The 17,754-nt window shown below is 49.8% G+C and carries 22 protein-coding genes, 5 pseudogenes and 2 riboswitches; of the genes and pseudogenes, 19 read left to right on the top strand and 8 right to left on the bottom strand.

Translation table 11 applies throughout. The features are described from left to right. Nucleotides 1-249: 249 nt before the first annotated feature. From sppA to ACQGXV_RS31790, 4 genes are all read left to right on the top strand, one after another. Complete coding sequence (gene sppA / locus ACQGXV_RS31805) at nt 250-2,100, top strand: signal peptide peptidase SppA (RefSeq protein ID WP_440867755.1); 1,851 nt, start codon at nt 250-252, stop codon at nt 2,098-2,100. 73 nt (nt 2,101-2,173) lie between these two features. Continuing rightward, a complete protein-coding gene (ansA, locus tag ACQGXV_RS31800) occupies nt 2,174-3,193 on the top strand; it encodes an asparaginase (RefSeq protein ID WP_440864263.1) in 1,020 nt (339 codons plus the stop codon). Nucleotides 3,194-3,542: 349 nt separating this feature from the next. Next, the gene (locus ACQGXV_RS31795) at nt 3,543-3,782 is read left to right on the top strand and encodes a transposase (protein WP_440864262.1); all 240 of its coding nucleotides are present in this window, start codon (nt 3,543-3,545) and stop codon (nt 3,780-3,782) included. Continuing rightward, a complete protein-coding gene (locus ACQGXV_RS31790; RefSeq protein WP_440864261.1) occupies nt 3,779-4,213 on the top strand; it encodes a helix-turn-helix domain-containing protein in 435 nt (144 codons plus the stop codon). Before ACQGXV_RS31795 ends, ACQGXV_RS31790 begins: the two co-directional genes overlap by 4 nt. Before the next feature lie 331 nt (nt 4,214-4,544). Here ACQGXV_RS31790 and ACQGXV_RS31785 read toward each other — a convergent pair whose 3' ends face one another. From ACQGXV_RS31785 to ACQGXV_RS31775, 3 genes and pseudogenes are all read right to left on the bottom strand, one after another. Then, complete coding sequence (locus ACQGXV_RS31785) at nt 4,545-4,943, bottom strand: transposase family protein (RefSeq protein ID WP_440864260.1); 399 nt, start codon at nt 4,941-4,943, stop codon at nt 4,545-4,547. Further along, nucleotides 4,895-5,389, bottom strand: a complete 495-nt coding sequence (locus ACQGXV_RS31780) for a helix-turn-helix domain-containing protein (RefSeq protein ID WP_440864259.1) — start codon at nt 5,387-5,389, stop codon at nt 4,895-4,897. The genes ACQGXV_RS31785 and ACQGXV_RS31780 overlap by 49 nt, the downstream gene beginning before the upstream one ends. A 264-nt stretch (nt 5,390-5,653) precedes the next feature. After that, nucleotides 5,654-6,400 (bottom strand): annotated as a pseudogene (locus ACQGXV_RS31775) (IS5 family transposase); the annotation flags it as partial. 28 nt (nt 6,401-6,428) lie between these two features. Here ACQGXV_RS31775 and ACQGXV_RS31770 point away from each other — a divergent pair. Both ACQGXV_RS31770 and ACQGXV_RS31765 read left to right on the top strand, forming a co-directional pair. Next, a complete protein-coding gene (locus ACQGXV_RS31770; RefSeq protein ID WP_440864258.1) occupies nt 6,429-7,250 on the top strand; it encodes an IS630 family transposase in 822 nt (273 codons plus the stop codon). Nucleotides 7,251-7,275: 25 nt separating this feature from the next. Next, nucleotides 7,276-7,815, top strand: a complete 540-nt coding sequence (locus ACQGXV_RS31765) for an IS30 family transposase (protein ID WP_440867754.1) — start codon at nt 7,276-7,278, stop codon at nt 7,813-7,815. 19 nt (nt 7,816-7,834) lie between these two features. Here ACQGXV_RS31765 and ACQGXV_RS31760 read toward each other — a convergent pair whose 3' ends face one another. The 4 genes and pseudogenes from ACQGXV_RS31760 to ACQGXV_RS31745 all read right to left on the bottom strand — a co-directional run. Further along, on the bottom strand, nt 7,835-8,368 hold the full coding sequence (locus ACQGXV_RS31760; RefSeq protein ID WP_440867276.1) for an IS630 family transposase: 534 nt from the start codon (nt 8,366-8,368) through the stop codon (nt 7,835-7,837). Next, entirely contained in the window at nt 8,292-8,540 is a 249-nt protein-coding gene (locus ACQGXV_RS31755; protein WP_440867753.1) for an IS630 transposase-related protein, read from the bottom strand. Before ACQGXV_RS31755 ends, ACQGXV_RS31760 begins: the two co-directional genes overlap by 77 nt. A gap of 183 nt (nt 8,541-8,723) precedes the next feature. After that, nucleotides 8,724-8,855: an IS630 transposase-related protein gene (locus ACQGXV_RS31750; protein WP_440864257.1), complete on the bottom strand. Its 132-nt coding sequence runs from the start codon at nt 8,853-8,855 to the stop codon at nt 8,724-8,726. Between the two features lie 35 nt (nt 8,856-8,890). Further along, nucleotides 8,891-9,076: pseudogene (locus tag ACQGXV_RS31745) on the bottom strand (transposase); the annotation flags it as partial. 187 nt (nt 9,077-9,263) lie between these two features. Between ACQGXV_RS31745 and ACQGXV_RS31740 the strand changes: the two are divergent. The 10 genes and pseudogenes from ACQGXV_RS31740 (at nt 9,264) to ACQGXV_RS31695 (ending at nt 14,804) form a co-directional block, all read left to right on the top strand. Next, nucleotides 9,264-9,458, top strand: a complete 195-nt coding sequence (locus ACQGXV_RS31740) for a hypothetical protein (protein WP_440864256.1) — start codon at nt 9,264-9,266, stop codon at nt 9,456-9,458. Next, nucleotides 9,418-9,663 (top strand): helix-turn-helix domain-containing protein, encoded by a 246-nt coding sequence (locus ACQGXV_RS31735; protein WP_440864255.1) that lies wholly within the window; start codon nt 9,418-9,420, stop codon nt 9,661-9,663. Before ACQGXV_RS31740 ends, ACQGXV_RS31735 begins: the two co-directional genes overlap by 41 nt. After that, complete coding sequence (locus tag ACQGXV_RS31730) at nt 9,599-9,754, top strand: hypothetical protein (RefSeq protein ID WP_440864254.1); 156 nt, start codon at nt 9,599-9,601, stop codon at nt 9,752-9,754. The genes ACQGXV_RS31735 and ACQGXV_RS31730 overlap by 65 nt, the downstream gene beginning before the upstream one ends. Before the next feature lie 21 nt (nt 9,755-9,775). Continuing rightward, nucleotides 9,776-9,940 carry a hypothetical protein gene (locus ACQGXV_RS31725; RefSeq protein WP_440864253.1) on the top strand — a complete coding sequence of 55 codons (165 nt, stop codon included), beginning with the start codon at nt 9,776-9,778 and terminating at the stop codon, nt 9,938-9,940. Nucleotides 9,941-10,059: 119 nt separating this feature from the next. Continuing rightward, entirely contained in the window at nt 10,060-10,347 is a 288-nt protein-coding gene (locus ACQGXV_RS31720; protein WP_440864252.1) for a transposase family protein, read from the top strand. 175 nt (nt 10,348-10,522) lie between these two features. After that, a pseudogene (locus tag ACQGXV_RS31715) lies at nt 10,523-11,435 on the top strand (IS5 family transposase). A gap of 130 nt (nt 11,436-11,565) precedes the next feature. After that, complete coding sequence (locus ACQGXV_RS31710; protein WP_440864251.1) at nt 11,566-11,733, top strand: hypothetical protein; 168 nt, start codon at nt 11,566-11,568, stop codon at nt 11,731-11,733. A 265-nt stretch (nt 11,734-11,998) separates the two neighbouring features. Then, the gene (locus ACQGXV_RS31705; RefSeq protein ID WP_440867752.1) at nt 11,999-12,550 is read left to right on the top strand and encodes an NAD(P)H nitroreductase; all 552 of its coding nucleotides are present in this window, start codon (nt 11,999-12,001) and stop codon (nt 12,548-12,550) included. A gap of 2 nt (nt 12,551-12,552) precedes the next feature. After that, the gene (locus ACQGXV_RS31700; protein ID WP_440864250.1) at nt 12,553-14,481 is read left to right on the top strand and encodes a DNA topoisomerase III; all 1,929 of its coding nucleotides are present in this window, start codon (nt 12,553-12,555) and stop codon (nt 14,479-14,481) included. Continuing rightward, complete coding sequence (locus ACQGXV_RS31695; protein WP_440864249.1) at nt 14,478-14,804, top strand: DUF1496 domain-containing protein; 327 nt, start codon at nt 14,478-14,480, stop codon at nt 14,802-14,804. Before ACQGXV_RS31700 ends, ACQGXV_RS31695 begins: the two co-directional genes overlap by 4 nt. 37 nt (nt 14,805-14,841) lie before the next feature. Here the strand turns inward: ACQGXV_RS31695 and xthA are convergent, their stop codons facing one another. Next, on the bottom strand, nt 14,842-15,651 hold the full coding sequence (xthA, locus tag ACQGXV_RS31690; RefSeq protein WP_440864248.1) for an exodeoxyribonuclease III: 810 nt from the start codon (nt 15,649-15,651) through the stop codon (nt 14,842-14,844). Between the two features lie 141 nt (nt 15,652-15,792). After that, nucleotides 15,793-15,885, top strand: a riboswitch (glycine riboswitch). Continuing rightward, nucleotides 15,886-15,994: riboswitch (glycine riboswitch) on the top strand. A 22-nt stretch (nt 15,995-16,016) separates the two neighbouring features. Here xthA and ACQGXV_RS31685 point away from each other — a divergent pair. From ACQGXV_RS31685 to ACQGXV_RS31675, 3 genes and pseudogenes are all read left to right on the top strand, one after another. After that, a pseudogene (locus ACQGXV_RS31685) lies at nt 16,017-16,148 on the top strand (TRIC cation channel family protein); the annotation flags it as partial. A 205-nt stretch (nt 16,149-16,353) separates the two neighbouring features. Next, nucleotides 16,354-17,277: an IS5 family transposase gene (locus tag ACQGXV_RS31680; RefSeq protein ID WP_440864247.1), complete on the top strand. Its 924-nt coding sequence runs from the start codon at nt 16,354-16,356 to the stop codon at nt 17,275-17,277. 180 nt (nt 17,278-17,457) lie between these two features. Beyond that, a pseudogene (locus ACQGXV_RS31675) lies at nt 17,458-17,727 on the top strand (hypothetical protein). The last annotated feature ends 27 nt before the right edge of the window (nt 17,728-17,754 follow it).

Below are 17,754 nucleotides of genomic sequence, written 5' to 3'. Positions count from 1 at the left end.
CCTCCGGCGGTCTTCACATCACGCCCTGCGAAAAAATGTTGCCGCTCAAGCAATCGCTTTTCTTTACAAAATAGACACATTTTTATCAACGAAGGGTACTAATGAAGTTGGCATTTTCCTATACGCTCATTAGGATAGAGAGTAAGTTCGCTCTTATTAGCGTGAATGTCGCGGGGCAACCCTTTACTGCTCGCTTTGCCATCAAAAGGAACAGCGGCAGGTATTATGTTTGGCGTTTTTGGAGATAACATGCGCACACTGTGGCGAATCTTTAGCGGACTCTTCAAGTGGACTTGGCGTCTGCTCAATTTCACCCGTGAGTTTATTCTTAATTTGTTTCTGATTGTGTTGATTTTGGGGGGGGTCGGCATTTATTTGCAGTTCAAAAATGCACCAGCTCAAACACCTGAGGGCGCTCTGCTCGTTGATATCACCGGCGTTGTCGTCGATAAACCGACGGTTAATAATGAACTGCGCCAGTTAGGTAGAGAATTTTTTGGTGCTTCCAGCAATCGTAGTCAGGAAAATTCGCTGTTTGATATTGTTAATACGATTCGTCAGGCCAAAACCGACAGTAATATTACCGGTATGGTGCTCGATCTGAGCGATTTCGTCGGTGCCGACCAACCCTCTCTACAATATATCGGCAAAGCATTGCGTGAATTCCGCGACAGCGGCAAGCCCATTTTTGCTATCGGTGACAGTTACAGCCAAACGCAATACTATCTGGCCAGTTTCGCAACCAGCCTTTCACTCACCCCGCACGGTAACGTCGATCTGCGCGGTTTCGCCACCAATGGCCTCTATTACAAATCGCTGTTGGAAAACCTGGATGTGACCAGTCACGTATTCCGCGTTGGTACTTATAAGTCAGCGGTAGAGCCTTTCATGCGTGATGGTATGTCCCCTGAAGCGCGCGAAGCCGATATGCGCTGGGTGGGTGGATTGTGGCAAAACTACCTCAATACGGTTGCCGCAAACCGCCAAATTACGCCGCAACAGTTGTTCCCCGGTGCCAGCGCAATTATTGCGGGTCTTCAGGCCGTGCAAGGCGATCCGGCACGCTATGCGCTGGAAAACAAACTGGTGGACGAAGTGGCATCACGTTCGGTCATCGAACAGAAGCTGGTGAAAACCTTCGGTTGGGACACCAAAAATCAGAGTTTCAACTACACCAGCATTTACGACTACACCGAGAAACCGACCACTCAAAGCGGCGCTGAAATCGCGGTGATTTTTGCCAGTGGCGCCATTGTTGACGGTCCGGAAACCCCGGGAGTGGTCGGTGGCGATACCACGGCGGCTCAAATTCGTCAGGCCAGATTGGATCCTAAAATCAAAGCGATCGTGCTGCGCGTCAATAGCCCCGGCGGCAGCGTAACCGCCTCAGAGAAGATTCGCGCTGAGCTGATGGCGGTACGCCTGGCGGGCAAACCGATCGTGGTATCCATGGGCGGTATGGCCTCCTCCGGTGGCTACTGGATCTCCACGCCTGCGAACGCGATTATCGCCAGCCCGTGCACCTTGACCGGCTCGATTGGGATATTTGGCGTGATCACTACCTTTGAAAATACCCTTGGGTCTATTGGCGTGCATACCGATGGCGTGGCAACCTCACCGTTAGCGGATCTCAGCATCACCAAAACGCTGCCGCCCGAGTTTGCTCAGATGATGCAAATCAGCATCGAGCGTGGTTATAAAAACTTTGTCGATCTGGTTGCACAGTCACGCAAGAAAAGCCCGGAAGAGATTCATAAAATCGCCCAGGGGCACGTTTGGACCGGTGATGATGCCAAGACCAACGGGTTGGTCGATCAGTTGGGTGACTTCGACGACGCCGTCAAAAAAGCCGCTGAATTGGCAAAGCTGGGCCAATACCAGCTCAACTGGTTCGAAGAACAGCCAAGCCTGCTGGATATGATGCTAAACCGCGTCAACGCCGCCGCCCACGCATGGTTACCTGACCGACTTCAGGCCATGCTACCTGCGCCAGTAGCGCAGTTTGCTGAGGTGGTGCAAGCACAACCGGCATTGCTCAACACGTTTAACGATCCGCAGCATCGCTATGCGCTATGCATGGCCTGCGGTGAAGTAAAATAAGACATCGTCACACAGGATTCTCCCTTAGCCCGGCTTATGTCGGGCTGTTTTTCATATTTTAAATAAGAACAGCATGCAAAAGAAATCCATTTATGTCGCGTATACCGGCGGTACGATTGGTATGCAACGTTCCGCCAATGGTTACATTCCAGTCTCAGGTCACCTGCAACAGCAACTGGCCAACATGCCGGAGTTTCATCGCCCGGAAATGCCTGATTTTACCATCCATGAATATGACCCACTGATTGACTCCTCCGACATGACCCCTGCAGATTGGCAGGCTATCGCGGAGGATATTCAACAACATTATGATGAGTACGATGGCTTCGTAATTCTGCACGGCACCGATACCATGGCCTTCACAGCTTCTGCCCTCTCCTTCATTATGGAGAATCTAGCCAAGCCGCTCATTGTGACAGGGTCACAAATCCCGTTGGCAGAATTGCGTTCAGATGGGCAAACCAACCTGCTTAATGCACTGTACGTCGCGGCTAATCATCCGGTGAATGAAGTCAGCCTGTTCTTCAATAACAAGCTGCTGCGCGGTAACCGCACCACCAAAGCCCATGCCGACGGCTTCGATGCGTTCGCCTCTCCCAATTTTCCGACGCTGCTAGAGGCCGGTATTCATATACGCCGCCTGGTGCCAGCGCAGTCGGAAACCTCCAGCGCCCCGCTGATCGTTCATCCGATTACCCCGCAACCGATCGGTGTGATCACCGTCTATCCGGGGATCTCAGCGGACGTAGTGCGTAACTTCCTGCGCCAGCCGGTCAAGGCGCTGATATTGCGCTCTTATGGTGTGGGTAACGCGCCGCAAAGCCCGGCGCTGCTGGACGAGCTGCGTCAGGCATCGGCGCGCGATATTGTGGTGGTTAACCTCACCCAGTGCATTTCCGGACGGGTGAATATGGAAGGTTACGCCACCGGCAATGCGCTGGCGCAGGCTGGCGTGATCAGCGGTTTCGATATGACGGTGGAAGCCGCACTGACTAAACTGCATTATCTGCTGAGCCAACCTGGTTTAACCCCTGATACCATTCGCCAGCTAATGCAACAAGACCTGCGCGGCGAACTGACTCAGGACGCATAACCCGAATGCTGGAGCGAGCTGCCACCCCCCATGTCAGGGTAGTTGTCGCCTCTGAGTGAAAAAAATCTAGGGGGCTGGAGAAGCTGTTCATGGGAAGCTATTCGCCAGAACGTAAAGCGGCTGTGATCGCCAGAATGTTGCCGCCGCATAGTCAGTCTATTTACCAGATATCCCGCCTGGAAGGCATTCCCGCCTGGAAGGCATTCCCGCCAATACGCTTTATGGCTGGCGGTCTCAGGCTGGAATTCCGACTCAGTCGGCAGCCAGTGAGAGTAAACTCCACCTGGAGTGGTCTCAGGATGCGCGCTTCGCCGTTATCGTTGAAACCGCGCCGCTTTCTGCTCATGCTGTGGCTGAATACTGTCGCCGTAAAGGCCTCTATCCTGAACAGATTCAGCAGTGGAAGGACGAGTTTATGCAGCCAGGTCAGCGTGCAGAAAGAGCCTTAATAAAGAAACAACAAAAAGAAATTCAGCAGCTTAATCGTGAAATAGCCCGCAAGGACAAAGCCCTCGCCGAAGCGGCGGCACTGCTCATTCTGGAAAAAAAGCTCAAGGCGTTCTTCGACGAAGAACGCGAGGTCGAATGACGCGCACAGCCGACAGGTTACGGCTGATGAAGATGCTGGAGGAGGCTGCCACTGCCGGCGTCCGGCAAAGCGATGCCTGCAGGTCTGTAGGTATTAGCGAGCGGACGTTCCAGCGCTGGCGGCTAAGTCCTGACGACCGGCGACCGACGGCATCACGGCCGATGCCGAAAAACAGGCTCAGTGCTGAAGCGGAACAGCAGGTGCTGGCCATCTGCCATGAGCCACGATTCGCCAGTCTGTCGCCGGCGCAAATCGTACCGGCACTAGCCGATGAGGGGCGTTACGTTGCCAGTGAATCGACGTTTTACCGGGTGTTGCGCCGTGCCGGAGAGGTCAGTCATCGCGGGCGTCAGCAGGCCCCGCAAAGTAAGCAGCTGTCGACATGGAAGGCGATCGCGCCGAACCAGGTGTGGTCGTGGGACATCACCTAACTGAAGTCGCTGACGGCGGGTCACTGGTTCTACCTGTATCTCATAAAGCGTGTTGCTTAATAGTGAAATAAGGGTGTTTCGGTGATTGAAGTAAATTTTACGCTGTTCTGAGATGGAAATTCCAAAGACCGGCGCTAAGGAGTAAGAAGGTATCATCGGCTTTGTTGAATAATTTAAGATACTAATTTATATAAGCATTATAAAATTTCAACGACTAATTTTTCCTCTCGGAATGCTTTTTATTGTGCTAACTATTTGATTTGTCGTTCTAACAAAATACATTCTCTGTAAATGCATTCTAACTAAAGAAGATGTAAATCAAACGGTTAAATTATTCAACAAAGCCGGTATCATCAATAAAGGGTCTACGATTCCGTAAAATTTGGGTCATGCAACCGAGGCGCTTGATACCCGCGATGGCGTGTTCAACTGTAATACGGATGCCCGAGATTATTTTATTTTCTTGTTTTTGTTCAGGCGATAAAGGTCTTTTTCGAGTTCCTTTTTTTGGGATTTGTGTATTAGGATGCTGTTTATCTATACCTTGAAAACCGGTATCTGCCCAGATGGTTACCTCAGGAGGAATATGGCGAATTATATCGACTTTATCGAGTAAGCGTTTATCGTGACGGCGCCCATTTTTGCTCATGGGGATAAATCCAATTTGCCTTGTTTCGTCAGTCATAATAAGCCCTTTTCGAGTGGTCTGTCTTTTCTTTCCCGAATACATTTTTTTTGCCGACGCAGATTCTTAGGCTTTTGGACAGGTCGCTCTGTCCCATCAATAAAGACGTCTTTAACTCCAGGAAAGGCGCGAAAAAATTCCTCAGCAGAGCGAATTTGACGAGCGGGCAAAACACATTCTCGCCCCAAGGTCATCTCTAAAACCGGCAATAATATTTTTACCCAGCGACATACCCGTGTTCTATCTAAACCAAAAAGAAGTCCTTGCAAATCATAGGTCGGATAACATTTTAAATACAATAAAATAAAAAGCAGTTTATCTAATGGGGTTGGGATAAATCCTTTCTGCCCTGCACCCATCTGCCGCTCGTGATCTTTTCGATTCTTTTTCCGATAAATCAAATAACAAGCTGAAAATTCAGCGGCTAAATTTTTCAATTCTTCGACTGATAATCCAATGATTGCTTTACATAAACGATTATCTCGTAACAACCGCTCTTTGGGCTTTGTTGAATAAATCAGAATTAGCCGACAGGATGACTCCCTCTGCTACACCTGTTATCCGGCTTTGTTGAATAATTTAACATGCTGATTTACATAATTATTATAACACTTCAACAACTAAGTTTTCCAGCCGTAATGCTTTTTATTGTGCTAACTACTTGATTTGTCGTTCTAACAAAATACAGTCTCTGTACATGCATTCTACCTAAAGAAGATGTAAATCAAACGGTTAAATTATTCAACAAAGCCCTGTTATCCTATCCTGACGCTGTGTGGCATACCCAACAACGTCATACGGTTCAGCGCTTTGACCATCGCTATGGCTTCACCTACTTGAGCCTCATAGTCACGCAGGCTCAGATGGCCACCCAGCAAAGTTTTTATGCGGAACATCGCTGTTTCTGCCACTGAACGCCGGTGATAACCCACTTTCTTTTTCCACATATCATTACTCCCGCTCAGACGCTGATTCGCCACCGCATGGTTACGTTCATGGTACTTGTCCGGCCAGTATTTGGCTCCGCTTCGCGGCGGGATAAGGGGCCTGATTTTCTTTCTTAGCAACGCATCGTGGCAGTAACGGGCGTCATAAGCACCGTCTGCTGACACTTCCCTGATTTTCCGGTGAGTTTGGTTAATCAGGCCCGGCAGTGCCTGCGCATCTGTCGTTCCGCTGAGCGATAAGTCGGCACAGATAATCTCATGCGTCGCACTGTCTGCTGCCAGATGAAGCTTGCGCCACACTCTTCGTCTGTCAGCCCCATGCTGCCTGACTTTCCATTCACCTTCGCCAAAGACCTTCAGACCGGTACTGTCGATGACCAGATGCGAGATTTCACCACGCGTTGGCGTTTTTATGCTGATACTGACGGTTTTTGCCCGCCGACTGACCAGAGAGTAGTCCGGGCAGCGCAGTGGCAGGCTCATCAGTGTAAAAACCGAGTCGACAAAGCCCTGTAATGCCCGGAGCGACAGGTTAAACACGCGCTTTATAGCTAAACGACTTAATTTTGATTACATTATTTAAATGAGCTATTCAATTGATTTTAGACGTAAAGTGATATCTACACGGAAAAACGAAGGGTTGAGTATCCGAGAAACAGCGAAGCAATTTCGGATTGGCCCTGCCTCTGTATCGCGTTGGATTAATCAAATAGAGTCAAAAGCATCGACCACGCGTCAGCGAAAGATCGATAAATCCGAGTTGATAAAAGATGTTGAACAATATCCAGATGCTTACCAAAAAGAACGTGCAGAGCGTTTTGGCGTTTGTCAGAAGGCCATTTGGCAAGCGCTTAAAAAGCTGGGATTGACCTATAAAAAAACTCTACGTCATCCGAAAGCCGACGAAAACGCCCGGCAGGGATTTCAACAAAAAAAACAACAGTATGAAAAAGAAGGTAAACCTATTGTTTTTATTGATGAAAGTGGTTTTTCACACGATGCCCCACGGACTCACGGCTATTCCCCAAAAGGTCAACGGTGTTTTGGCCTGAAGAACTGGGGAGCTAGGGGAAGAACAAATGTTATCGGCGCTTTATTAGGAACAACGCTGTTTGCTATCGGATTATTTGATATCAATATTAACAGCGATGTTTTCTATGCCTGGGTCACACAAGTCCTTATCCCAGTACTCCCTAAAAACAGTGTAATCATGATGGACAATGCCACTTTTCACAAAAAACATGATATTCAACAAGTCATCATCGATGCAGGGTATATGGTGGAGTATTTGCCTACATATTCGCCAGATCTTAACCCAATTGAGCATAAATGGGCACAAGCAAAAAGCAAAAAAAGAGAGATGGGTTGCGATACAGAGAGTTTGTTCTCAGTCCATATGGTGTAATCAAAATTAAGTCGCTTGGCTATATATCCTGCAGGAGAGACAGGCTGGCGGGGAGCTATATCAGCAACTTCCTCATCGGGGAAAACGTTACAGGTACAATGCCGAAAACCTCAAATCAGGCCCTATTCCCAACCGTGTTGGTATTGAGTATCGCCCAGCTCAAGCCGAGCTTAAACAGGAGCCTGGCCACTTCGAAATTGACACTATTTTTGGCAAAGACCAGAAGTCATTCTTGTTAACCATCGTAGATAACGCATTGAAAACCGTCATCATTCGCAAACTGCCTAATAAGCGTGCGGAGACTGTGGTTGCTGCTTTCAGGGACATTGAAGCTAATACCTTTTGCAAGTTTAAGACCCTAACAGCTGATAACGGCCCTGAATTCGCTCTGCACGAGCAAATTACTCAAATCACAGGGGCGCAGGTCTACTTTGCCCATCCTTATCATTCCTGGGAGAGGGGCTTGAATGAGCACACCAACGGGCTGATACGACGTTTTTACCCAAAGGGAACAGACTTCAGTCAGGTCAGTCATCGTAAGATTGCCGAACTCGAACACATATAGCCAAGCGACTTAATTTTGATTACACCATATGGACTGAGAACAAACTCTCTGTATCGCAACCCATCTCTCTTTTTTTGCTTTTTGCTTGTGCCCATTTATGCTCAATTGGGTTAAGATCTGGCGAATATGTAGGCAAATACTCCACCATATACCCTGCATCGATGATGACTTGTTGAATATTATGTTTTTTGTGAAAAGTGGCATTGTCCATCATGATTACACTGTTTTTAGGGAGTACTGGGATAAGGACTTGTGTGACCCAGGCATAGAAAACATCGCTGTTAATATTGATATCAAATAATCCGATAGCAAACAGCGTTGTGCCTAATAAAGCGCCGATAACATTTGTTCTTCCCCTAGCTCCCCAGTTCTTCAGGCCAAAACACCGTTGACCTTTTGGGGAATAGCCGTGAGTCCGTGGGGCATCGTGTGAAAAACCACTTTCATCAATAAAAACAATAGGTTTACCTTCTTTTTCATACTGTTGTTTTTTTTGTTGAAATCCCTGCCGGGAGTTTTCGTCGGCTTTCGGATGACGTAGAGTTTTTTTTATAGGTCAATCCCAGCTTTTTAAGCGCTTGCCAAATGGCCTTCTGACAAACGCCAAAACGCTCTGCACGTTCTTTTTGGTAAGCATCTGGATATTGTTCAACATCTTTTATCAACTCGGATTTATCGATCTTTCGCTGACGCGTGGTCGATGCTTTTGACTCTATTTGATTAATCCAACGCGAGGCTTTGTTGAATAATTTAAAATACTGATTTAAATGGGTATTATAAAATTTTAACGACTAAATTTTACTACCGTAATGCTTTTTATTGTGCTAACTATTTGATTTATCGCTCTAACAAAATACATTTTCTGTACATGCATCCCACCTAAAGAATTTGTAAATCAAAACGTTAAATTATTCAACAAAGCCCCAACGCGATACAGAGGCAGGGCCAATCCGAAATTGCTTCGCTGTTTCTCGGATACTCAACCCTTCGTTTTTCCGTGTAGATATCACTTTACGTCTAAAATCAATTGAATAGCTCATTTAAATAATGTAATCAAAATTAAGTCGTTTAGCTATATCATCAAAACCGTGGTAACAGCCATATCGGTGTAGTAAAGCGGCCGACCACGACCTTCAGGCAAAGAACTGTCAGTCCATGCAGCGATGGCCGACTCATCAAGCCAGACCGTCAGGGAGCCGCGTTGTCTGAGTGCTTTGTTGTAGGTGGGCCAGTTGGTGATTTTAAACTTTTGCTTTGCCATGGGGAGCTGCTATCGGGAGCGATGATAGTGCTTTGATCCGGCGATCCCCTGAAAGTTCGATTTATTCAACAAAGCCCAGAAAGTGGCCAATCTGGCCTCATTAAACTAGTTGCTGAATAGAGACTTGCATTTTTTGTCAGGCTATTGAGAATAAAAAGAGGTTTAACTTAGAGAATAAAGGTTTGAAATGATCAACAAAGAGCGGTTGTTACGAGATAATCGTTTATGTAAAGCAATCATTGGATTATCAGTCGAAGAATTGAAAAATTTAGCCGCTGAATTTTCAGCTTGTTATTTGATTTATCGGAAAAAGAATCGAAAAGATCACGAGCGGCAGATGGTTGCAGGGCAGAAAGGATTTATCCCAACCCCCATTAGATAAACTGCTTTTTATTTTATTGTATTTAAAATGTTATCCGACCTATGATTTGCAAGGACTTCTTTTTGGTTTAGATAGAACACGGGTATGTCGCTGGGTAAAAATATTATTGCCGGTTTTAGAGATGACCTTGGGGCGAGAATGTGTTTTGCCCGCTCGTCAAATTCGCTCTGCTGAGGAATTTTTTTCGCGCCTTTCCTGGAGTTAAAGGCGTCTTTATTGATGGGACAGAGCGACCTGTCCAAAAGCCTAAGAATCTGCGTCGGCGAAAAAAAATGTATTCGGGAAAGAAAAGATAGACCACTCGAAAAGGGCTTATTATGACTGACGAAACAAGGCAAATTGGATTTATCCCCATGAGCAAAAATGGGCGCCGTCACGATAAACGCTTACTCGATAAAGTCGATATAATTCGCCATATTCCTCCTGAGGTAACCATCTGGGCAGATACCGGTTTTCAAGGTATAGATGGCTTTGTTGAATAATAGGGAATAATGCTGTTATGACACGCCTTTTTTGGATTAAAATGCTGATCGCTCCGGGATGCATCACTACGCTCTGGATGTAACATACTGATTTTACCTCAAGGGAATCCGCAGCCTTTATGGCTGCGCAGAATAATATCTATTTATTCAACAAAGCCGGTATAGATAAACAGCATCCTAATACACAAATCCCAAAAAAAGGAACTCGAAAAAGACCTTTATCGCCTGAACAAAAACAAGAAAATAAAATAATCTCGGGCATCCGTATTACAGTTGAACACGCCATCGCGGGTATCAAACGCCTCGGTTGCATGACCCAAATTTTACGGAATCGTAGACCCTTTATTGATGATACCTTCTTACTCCTTAGCGCCGGTCTTTGGAATTTCCATCTCAGAACAGCGTAAAATTTACTTCAATCACCGAAACACCCTTATTTCACTATTAAGCAACACGCTTATTGACTGAGCAGGACATCGCGTCGCCGGTATCGGGTATTCCCGTAGGGCTTTGTTGAATAAATCGAACTTTCAGGGGATCGCCGGATCAAAGCACTATCATCGCTCCCGATAGCAGCTCCCCATGGCAAAGCAAAAGTTTAAAATCACCAACTGGCCCACCTACAACAAAGCACTCAGACAACGCGGCTCCCTGACGGTCTGGCTTGATGAGTCCGCCATCGCTGCATGGACTGACAGTGCTTCGCCTGAAGGTCGTGGTCGGCCGCTTTACTACACCGATATGGCTGTTACCACGGTTTTGATGATAAAGCGCGTGTTTAACCTGTCGCTCCGGGCATTACAGGGCTTTGTCGACTCGGTTTTTACACTGATGAGCCTGCCACTGCGCTGCCCGGACTACTCTCTGGTCAGTCGGCGGGCAAAAACCGTCAGTATCAGCATAAAAACGCCAACGCGTGGTGAAATCTCGCATCTGGTCATCGACAGTACCGGTCTGAAGGTCTTTGGCGAAGGTGAATGGAAAGTCAGGCAGCATGGGGCTGACAGACGAAGAGTGTGGCGCAAGCTTCATCTGGCAGCAGACAGTGCGACGCATGAGATTATCTGTGCCGACTTATCGCTCAGCGGAACGACAGATGCGCAGGCACTGCCGGGCCTGATTAACCAAACCCACCGAAAAATCAGGGAAGTGTCAGCAGACCGCCCGTTACTGCCACGATGCGTTGCTAAGAAAGAAAATCAGGCCCCTTATCCCGCCGCGAAGCGGAGCCAAATACTGGCCGGACAAGTACCATGAACGTAACCATGCGGTGGCGAATCAGCGTCTGAGCGGGAGTAATGATATGTGGAAAAAGAAAGTGGGTTATCACCGGCGTTCAGTGGCAGAAACAGCGATGTTCCGCATAAAAACTTTGCTGGGTGGCCATCTGAGCCTGCGTGACTATGAGGCTCAAGTAGGTGAAGCCATAGCGATGGTCAAAGCGCTGAACCGTATGACGTTGTTGGGTATGCCACACAGCGTCAGGATAGGATAACAGGTGTAGCAGAGGGAGTCATCCTGTCGGCTAATTCTGATTTATTCAACAAAGCCTTCCCGTAGGCGCCTTTGCCCTGCGCGAAACGGGCGATCCAGATTTCATTTTTGCCGAAGACGGTAGGGTGAACATGCGCGGTATTGCACCTGTTAACGCACAAGAAGAAAAAGGCATTATTCGTATCGGCCACAATAAGGGCGGTGCGTTTGCCTTTCGTCGCGCAGGAAACGTTAAGTTAATTGGCCTCGACTTTTGGAATCAACTAAAGGTGTATCACTTGCGTCACGACACGAAGTGATCGCAGCGCGGCACTGAGCGTGCTCCCGGTCAGGGTTCGAATGCGCAGGCAGCCGTTCACGCTGGCCCATCACCCTACGTCAACCGTCTGAACAGTGTCGAAAACAATCAGAATCTCCCCGCATTATCACCGGCATCCGCTATGATAGGATTTGCCACAAAACCGTTACTGACGCACCGTGAGTTGTGATACCGTGGCGCGCATTAACAGGCGATGGCAACGCTTGGCGCTATTTTTCATGCAGGCCGTTAACAGGAGAAAAAGGATGTATGCACTGGACTTGTTACTCAACCGCCGTTCTGCCTCGCGTTTGGCTGCTCCGGCACCGCAAGGCGACGCGTTAGCCAACATTATTCATGCCGGTATGCGCGCGCCCGATCACGGCACCCTGCAACCGTGGCGTTTCGTGATTGCACAGGACGAGGGATTGGCCCGTTTGAGTGAGGTTTTATACGCCGCGGCCCAACAGGAAGGTCTTGACGCGGCTGCTCAAGATAAAGCCCGTCAGGCCCCGTTTCGCGCGCCAATGGTCATCACCGTGATTGCACACTGCGAAGATAATCCCAAAGTGCCCAAATGGGAGCAGGTGGTTTCCGCGGGCTGCGCGGTGCAAGCGATGCAAATGGCTGCACTGGCGCAGGGTTTCAACGGTATCTGGCGCAGCGGTCTGTGGACTGAGCACGAACAGGTCCGTGAAGCCTTTGGTTGCCGCGAACAAGATGAAATTGTCGGGTTTCTCTATTTGGGAACACCGCAACTGAAAGCGTCCACTACGGTTGTGCCGTTGGACACGGAAAAATTTGTTCGCTATTTCTGATAATGCGCCTGTTTATTGCTGAAAAACCCAGCCTCGCCAGAGCGATAGCCGATATCTTGCCTAAACCGCATCGGCGAGGTGACGGTTACATCGCCTGCGGTTCACAGGATGTTGTTACCTGGTGCGTCGGGCATCTACTCGAGCAGGCTCAGCCTGATGCCTATGATGCCCGCTACGCGCGCTGGTCGTTGGCCGATCTGCCGATTATCCCCGAAAAATGGCTGTTGATGCCGCGTCCCTCAGTGAGCAAGCAACTGAATGCCATCAAGAAGCTGTTGGGGGAGGCGACGGAGGTGATCCACGCCGGTGACCCGGATCGCGAAGGGCAACTGCTGGTGGATGAAGTGCTGGAGTATCTGGCGCTGGCGCCGGAAAAACGTCAGCAGGTGCGGCGCTGCCTGATCAACGATCTCAACCCGCAGGCGGTGACGCGAGCTGTCGAACGTCTACGCGATAACCGCGACTTTGTATCGCTGTGCGTATCGGCGCTGGCGCGTTCGCGGGCTGACTGGCTTTACGGCATCAATATGACCCGCGCCTACACGCTGTTGGGGCGCAATGCCGGTTATGACGGCGTGCTCTCCGTCGGTCGGGTGCAAACGCCGGTGCTGGGGCTGGTGGTGCGTCGCGATGAAGAGATCGAAAATTTCGTCGCCAAGGATTACTTTGAGGTCAAGGCGCATATTGTCACGCCTGCCGATGAACGTTTTGTGGCGCTGTGGCAACCGAGCGAATCTTGTGAGCCGTATCAGGATGAAGAAGGGCGCCTGTTGCACCGGTCTTTGGCTGAGCATGTGGTTAAGCGCATTGCTGGACAGCCTGCCGCCGTAACGGATTACAGCGATAAGCGCGAATCGGAAACGGCACCGCTGCCATATTCTCTCTCCGCTTTGCAGATCGAAGCTGCCAAACGCTTTGGCCTTAGCGCTCAACAAGTGCTGGACACCTGCCAGCGCTTGTATGAAACCCATAAACTGATTACCTATCCGCGTTCCGACTGCCGTTACCTGCCTGAAGAGCATTTTGCCGGGCGTCATGCGGTTATCAATGCGATTACGGTGCATGCGTCGGGGCTATTACCGCAACCGGTCGTCAACCTTGAACGTCGTAACCGCTGTTGGGATGACAGCAAAGTTGATGCGCACCATGCGATTATTCCCACCGCGCGCAGCGCCAGTGTATCGCTGAGTGAGAACGAGCGTCAGGTGTATGGGCTGATTGCCCGGCAGTATCTGATGCAGTTTTGCCCTGATGCGGTGTTTCGTAAATGCGTCATTACCCTCGATATTGCCGGGGGAAAATTTATTGCCAAAGCCCGTTTTCTTGCCGATGCAGGCTGGCGTGCGCTACTGGGCGCTAAGGAACGCGACGACGAAAACGATGGCTTGCCGCTACCGGTGGTCGCCAAAGGGGATGTACTGCTGTGTGAAAAAGGTGAAGTGGTGGAGCGGCAAACCCAGCCTCCACGTCCGTTTACCGATGCCACATTGCTTTCTGCCATGACCGGTATTGCCCGTTTTGTGCAAGACAAAACGCTGAAGAAAATATTGCGTGAAACTGATGGCCTCGGTACCGAAGCCACGCGTGCAGGCATTATTGAGCTACTCTTTAAACGAAGCTTTCTGTTTAAAAAAGGGTGTTACATTCATGCCAGCGAAGCGGGGCGTGCGCTGATTCATGCACTACCGCCTAGCGCAGCGTTGCCGGATATGACCGCCAATTGGGAAGCCACGTTGACGCTAATCAGTGAAAAACAGCGTCGTTACCAGGATTTTATGCAACCGCTCACTGAAACTTTGAGTGGATTGATAGCGCAAGCGCGACAAAACCGGTCCGCATCAGCGTTTCGCGGGCTGCAAGCACCACAAAAAACGCAGAAAAAAACACGTAAACCCACGGCGAAAAAGGCCGCGAAGGAGCAGAACGGATGAAATCATCACAGGTGATGTTGTTTGTCGGCGCGCTGGTTTCTCTGCCCGTGTGGGCGCAATCTACAGCGACGACCATGCCCTCGCGGGGCAACACGGATATTGTGGTTGGTTTACCGCCCAGTGTTATCTGGGGCGATAACAATGGTTCGACGCGGCGAGAGCCGCAAAACAACTGTATGCGTTGCTGTGTGTTTGAGAACCTTAATTACACTGAAGGCGCTGTGGTGCGAACGGAAGGGGTGTTGTTACAGTGTACGCGTGACAGGCAAATGCTGGGGACGAATAATCTGATCTGGCAAGTGCTCAAACAGCAATGGTTTTAGAGATGGGGCAGCCGTGAGCGGCTGCCCGTGCAGGGTGTCAGAGCCCGGAGAACGTGGCCCAAATTGGCGCGTGGTCAGAGGGTTTTTCCATGCCGCGGATATCGTAATCAATATCACTGGCCGTGCAGTGCGTCGCCAATGCATGACTGGCGAGAATCACATCGATGCGCAGGCCGCGATTATCGTCAAATCCGGCAGAACGGTAGTCAAACCAAGAATAGCGATCGGTACTGTCCGGCGCCAGCGCGCGGAAAGTATCGACCAATCCCCATCCCAGTAAGCGCGCCATCCATTCCCGCTCTTTGGGTAAGAATGAACACTTACCGGTGCGCAGCCAGCGCTTACGGTTTTCTTCACCAATGCCAATATCCAGATCCGTCGGGCTGATATTGATATCCCCCATGACGATCAGCGGTTGCTCCGGGGTGTGATGCTGTGTCAGATAGGTCTGCAAGTCGGCATAAAAGCGGGTTTTGGCCGGGAATTTCACCAGGTGGTCGCGACTCTCTCCCTGCGGGAAATAGCCATTGATAACGGTCAGCGTACCGGCGGACGTAGCGAAATCTGCCATAATGATGCGCCGCTGCGCATCGGGTTCATCGCTGGGAAAGCCGTAGCGCACGGCAATCGGCGTCTCTTTACACAGCAAGGCGACGCCATAATGGCCTTTTTGCCCGTAGTAGTAGACCTGATAGCCCAGCTTTCGGATCTCTTCGAAGGGAAACATATCATCGTGCACTTTTGTTTCCTGCAAGCCAATGATATCCGGCTGATGCTGGGCGATGATTGCGGCCAGTTGGTGAGGACGGGCGCGCAGCCCATTGATATTAAAAGAAACAACTTTCATCGTCACTGCCATGTCAGGAAATCGTGACGCTGATGGTATCAGAAAAAACAGGCAAAAGTCACGCCAGAGGCGCCCGGCGGATGATATCGCGGTCTGTCGAGCGAACGGAAGGTTGAAGTAGCGATAGTAAGCCTTTATACTTCGCAGCTCGCAGGAGAGAGGACCGCGCAACGAGCGACCCGCCGAAGGCGCAAACTCCCATAATCGCTCAGGCCACCTTACTGCACTTTGTTGATACGCCGACTGGAGAGCGGTGCGCGCGCGGTTTCTGCGTAGCCACCCACCGAAGGGGCAAGCGGCGTAAGCTGCATAAACTCTCAGGTAAAATGGATAGGGGGAGAGGCACATTTCACAGGAAAATTTGTGTGCTTACTTACATCTATCTAATCGCAATTACCGCAGAAGGCATGTCTGGCGCATTGGCCGCCGGACGCAGGAACATGGATATTTTCGGTGTGGCGATGATCGCCTTTATTACCGCGCTGGGTGGTGGCACCGCCCCATTCCCACTCGAAACTCAACAAAGTGACCCACTTGCCAGAGTCGGATAAAATCACCGTTCTGGCCATACTGGAGAGCCTGTTGCATGCAGGGAAAACATCTGACTCAGAAAGAACGGTTCTACAGGCTTTGTTGAATAAATCGAACTTTCAGGGGATCGCCGGATCAAAGCACTATCATCGCTCCCGATAGCAGCTCCCCATGGCAAAGCAAAAGTTTAAAATCACCAACTGGCCCACCTACAACAAAGCACTCAGACAACGCGGCTCCCTGACGGTCTGGCTTGATGAGTCGGCCATCGCTGCATGGACTGACAGTTCTTCGCCTGAAGGTCGTGGTCGGCCGCTTTACTACACCGATATGGCTGTTACCACGGTTTTGATGATAAAGCGCGTGTTTAACCTGTCGCTCCGGGCATTACAGGGCTTTGTCGACTCGGTTTTTACACTGATGAGCCTGCCACTGCGCTGCCCGGACTACTCTCTGGTCAGTCGGCGGGCAAAAACCGTCAGTATCAGCATAAAAACGCCAACGCGTGGTGAAATCTCGCATCTGGTCATCGACAGTACCGGTCTGAAGGTCTTTGGCGAAGGTGAATGGAAAGTCAGGCAGCATGGGGCTGACAGACGAAGAGTGTGGCGCAAGCTTCATCTGGCAGCAGACAGTGCGACGCATGAGATTATCTGTGCCGACTTATCGCTCAGCGGAACGACAGATGCGCAGGCACTGCCGGGCCTGATTAACCAAACCCACCTAAAAATCAGGGAAGTGTCAGCAGACGGTGCTTATGACGCCCGTTACTGCCACGATGCGTTGCTAAGAAAGAAAATCAGGCCCCTTATCCCGCCGCGAAGCGGAGCCAAATACTGGCCGGACAAGTACCATGAACGTAACCATGCGGTGGCGAATCAGCGTCTGAGCGGGAGTAATGATATGTGGAAAAAGAAAGTGGGTTATCACCGGCGTTCAGTGGCAGAAACAGCGATGTTCCGCATAAAAACTTTGCTGGGTGGCCATCTGAGCCTGCGTGACTATGAGGCTCAAGTAGGTGAAGCCATAGCGATGGTCAAAGCGCTGAACCGTATGACGTTGTTGGGTATGCCACACAGCGTCAGGATAGGATAACAGGTGTAGCAGAGGGAGTCATCCTGTCGGCTAATTCTGATTTATTCAACAAAGCCGTCAAAACCAGCAGACCTGCCCTAATGTAGCCGAAGTAGCGTTAATTTATTCTGATAAACTTGTCGGCATGCACGGACGTTAGCTACATTTTTAGTTGGTGTGATTAACGGTGAGTGAGGTCTGATGCTTTGGTTAGAACGAGGGTTATATCTGCGAAATACAGGAGTTAGACAACGGCCCCAGACCGCTACCGCTACCGCTGCAAAGCGGATTTTCGGTAGGCACCGCGTACTGGGATGCTTTAATCCTTCTGAAACCTCAGATGCCTATTACATATTGGCAAACGATCGCGATGAGATATGGTTTATTTGCAACCGGCATGTGCGCGTGGTGACATTGGACGCATCGCATAAAGCGTTCAGGTATTCGCTAGACCTCTCGCTTCACCACTGAAGTCGCGCACGGCCGACGAGGCCTTAG

It is taken from the genome of Symbiopectobacterium purcellii, from assembly GCF_052050035.1.
GTDB lineage: Bacteria > Pseudomonadota > Gammaproteobacteria > Enterobacterales > Enterobacteriaceae > Symbiopectobacterium > Symbiopectobacterium purcellii_A.
Note: the sequence above shows the minus strand (reverse complement) of the source record. Positions and strands in the feature narration are given on the sequence as shown.

What these genes read in the sequence shown, in the direction of transcription:
- ACQGXV_RS31700 (WP_440864250.1), top strand. Translation starts at nt 12,553, where the DNA reads ATGCGCCTGTTTATTGCTGAAAAACCCAGCCTCGCCAGAGCGATAGCC.
- ACQGXV_RS31785 (WP_440864260.1), bottom strand. Translation starts at nt 4,943, where the DNA reads ATGTATTCGGGAAAGAAAAGACAGACCACTCGAAAAGGGCTTATTATG.
- xthA (WP_440864248.1), bottom strand. Translation starts at nt 15,651, where the DNA reads ATGAAAGTTGTTTCTTTTAATATCAATGGGCTGCGCGCCCGTCCTCAC.
- ACQGXV_RS31705 (WP_440867752.1), top strand. Translation starts at nt 11,999, where the DNA reads ATGTATGCACTGGACTTGTTACTCAACCGCCGTTCTGCCTCGCGTTTG.
- ACQGXV_RS31680 (WP_440864247.1), top strand. Translation starts at nt 16,354, where the DNA reads ATGGCAAAGCAAAAGTTTAAAATCACCAACTGGCCCACCTACAACAAA.
- ACQGXV_RS31740 (WP_440864256.1), top strand. Translation starts at nt 9,264, where the DNA reads ATGATCAACAAAGAGCGGTTGTTACGAGATAATCGTTTATGTAAAGCA.
- ACQGXV_RS31725 (WP_440864253.1), top strand. Translation starts at nt 9,776, where the DNA reads ATGACTGACGAAACAAGGCAAATTGGATTTATCCCCATGAGCAAAAAT.
- ACQGXV_RS31790 (WP_440864261.1), top strand. Translation starts at nt 3,779, where the DNA reads ATGACGCGCACAGCCGACAGGTTACGGCTGATGAAGATGCTGGAGGAG.
- sppA (WP_440867755.1), top strand. Translation starts at nt 250, where the DNA reads ATGCGCACACTGTGGCGAATCTTTAGCGGACTCTTCAAGTGGACTTGG.
- ACQGXV_RS31750 (WP_440864257.1), bottom strand. Translation starts at nt 8,855, where the DNA reads ATGAGCTATTCAATTGATTTTAGACGTAAAGTGATATCTACACGGAAA.
- ACQGXV_RS31770 (WP_440864258.1), top strand. Translation starts at nt 6,429, where the DNA reads ATGAGCTATTCAATTGATTTTAGACGTAAAGTGATATCTACACGGAAA.
- ansA (WP_440864263.1), top strand. Translation starts at nt 2,174, where the DNA reads ATGCAAAAGAAATCCATTTATGTCGCGTATACCGGCGGTACGATTGGT.
- ACQGXV_RS31695 (WP_440864249.1), top strand. Translation starts at nt 14,478, where the DNA reads ATGAAATCATCACAGGTGATGTTGTTTGTCGGCGCGCTGGTTTCTCTG.
- ACQGXV_RS31710 (WP_440864251.1), top strand. Translation starts at nt 11,566, where the DNA reads ATGCGCGGTATTGCACCTGTTAACGCACAAGAAGAAAAAGGCATTATT.
- ACQGXV_RS31720 (WP_440864252.1), top strand. Translation starts at nt 10,060, where the DNA reads ATGGCTGCGCAGAATAATATCTATTTATTCAACAAAGCCGGTATAGAT.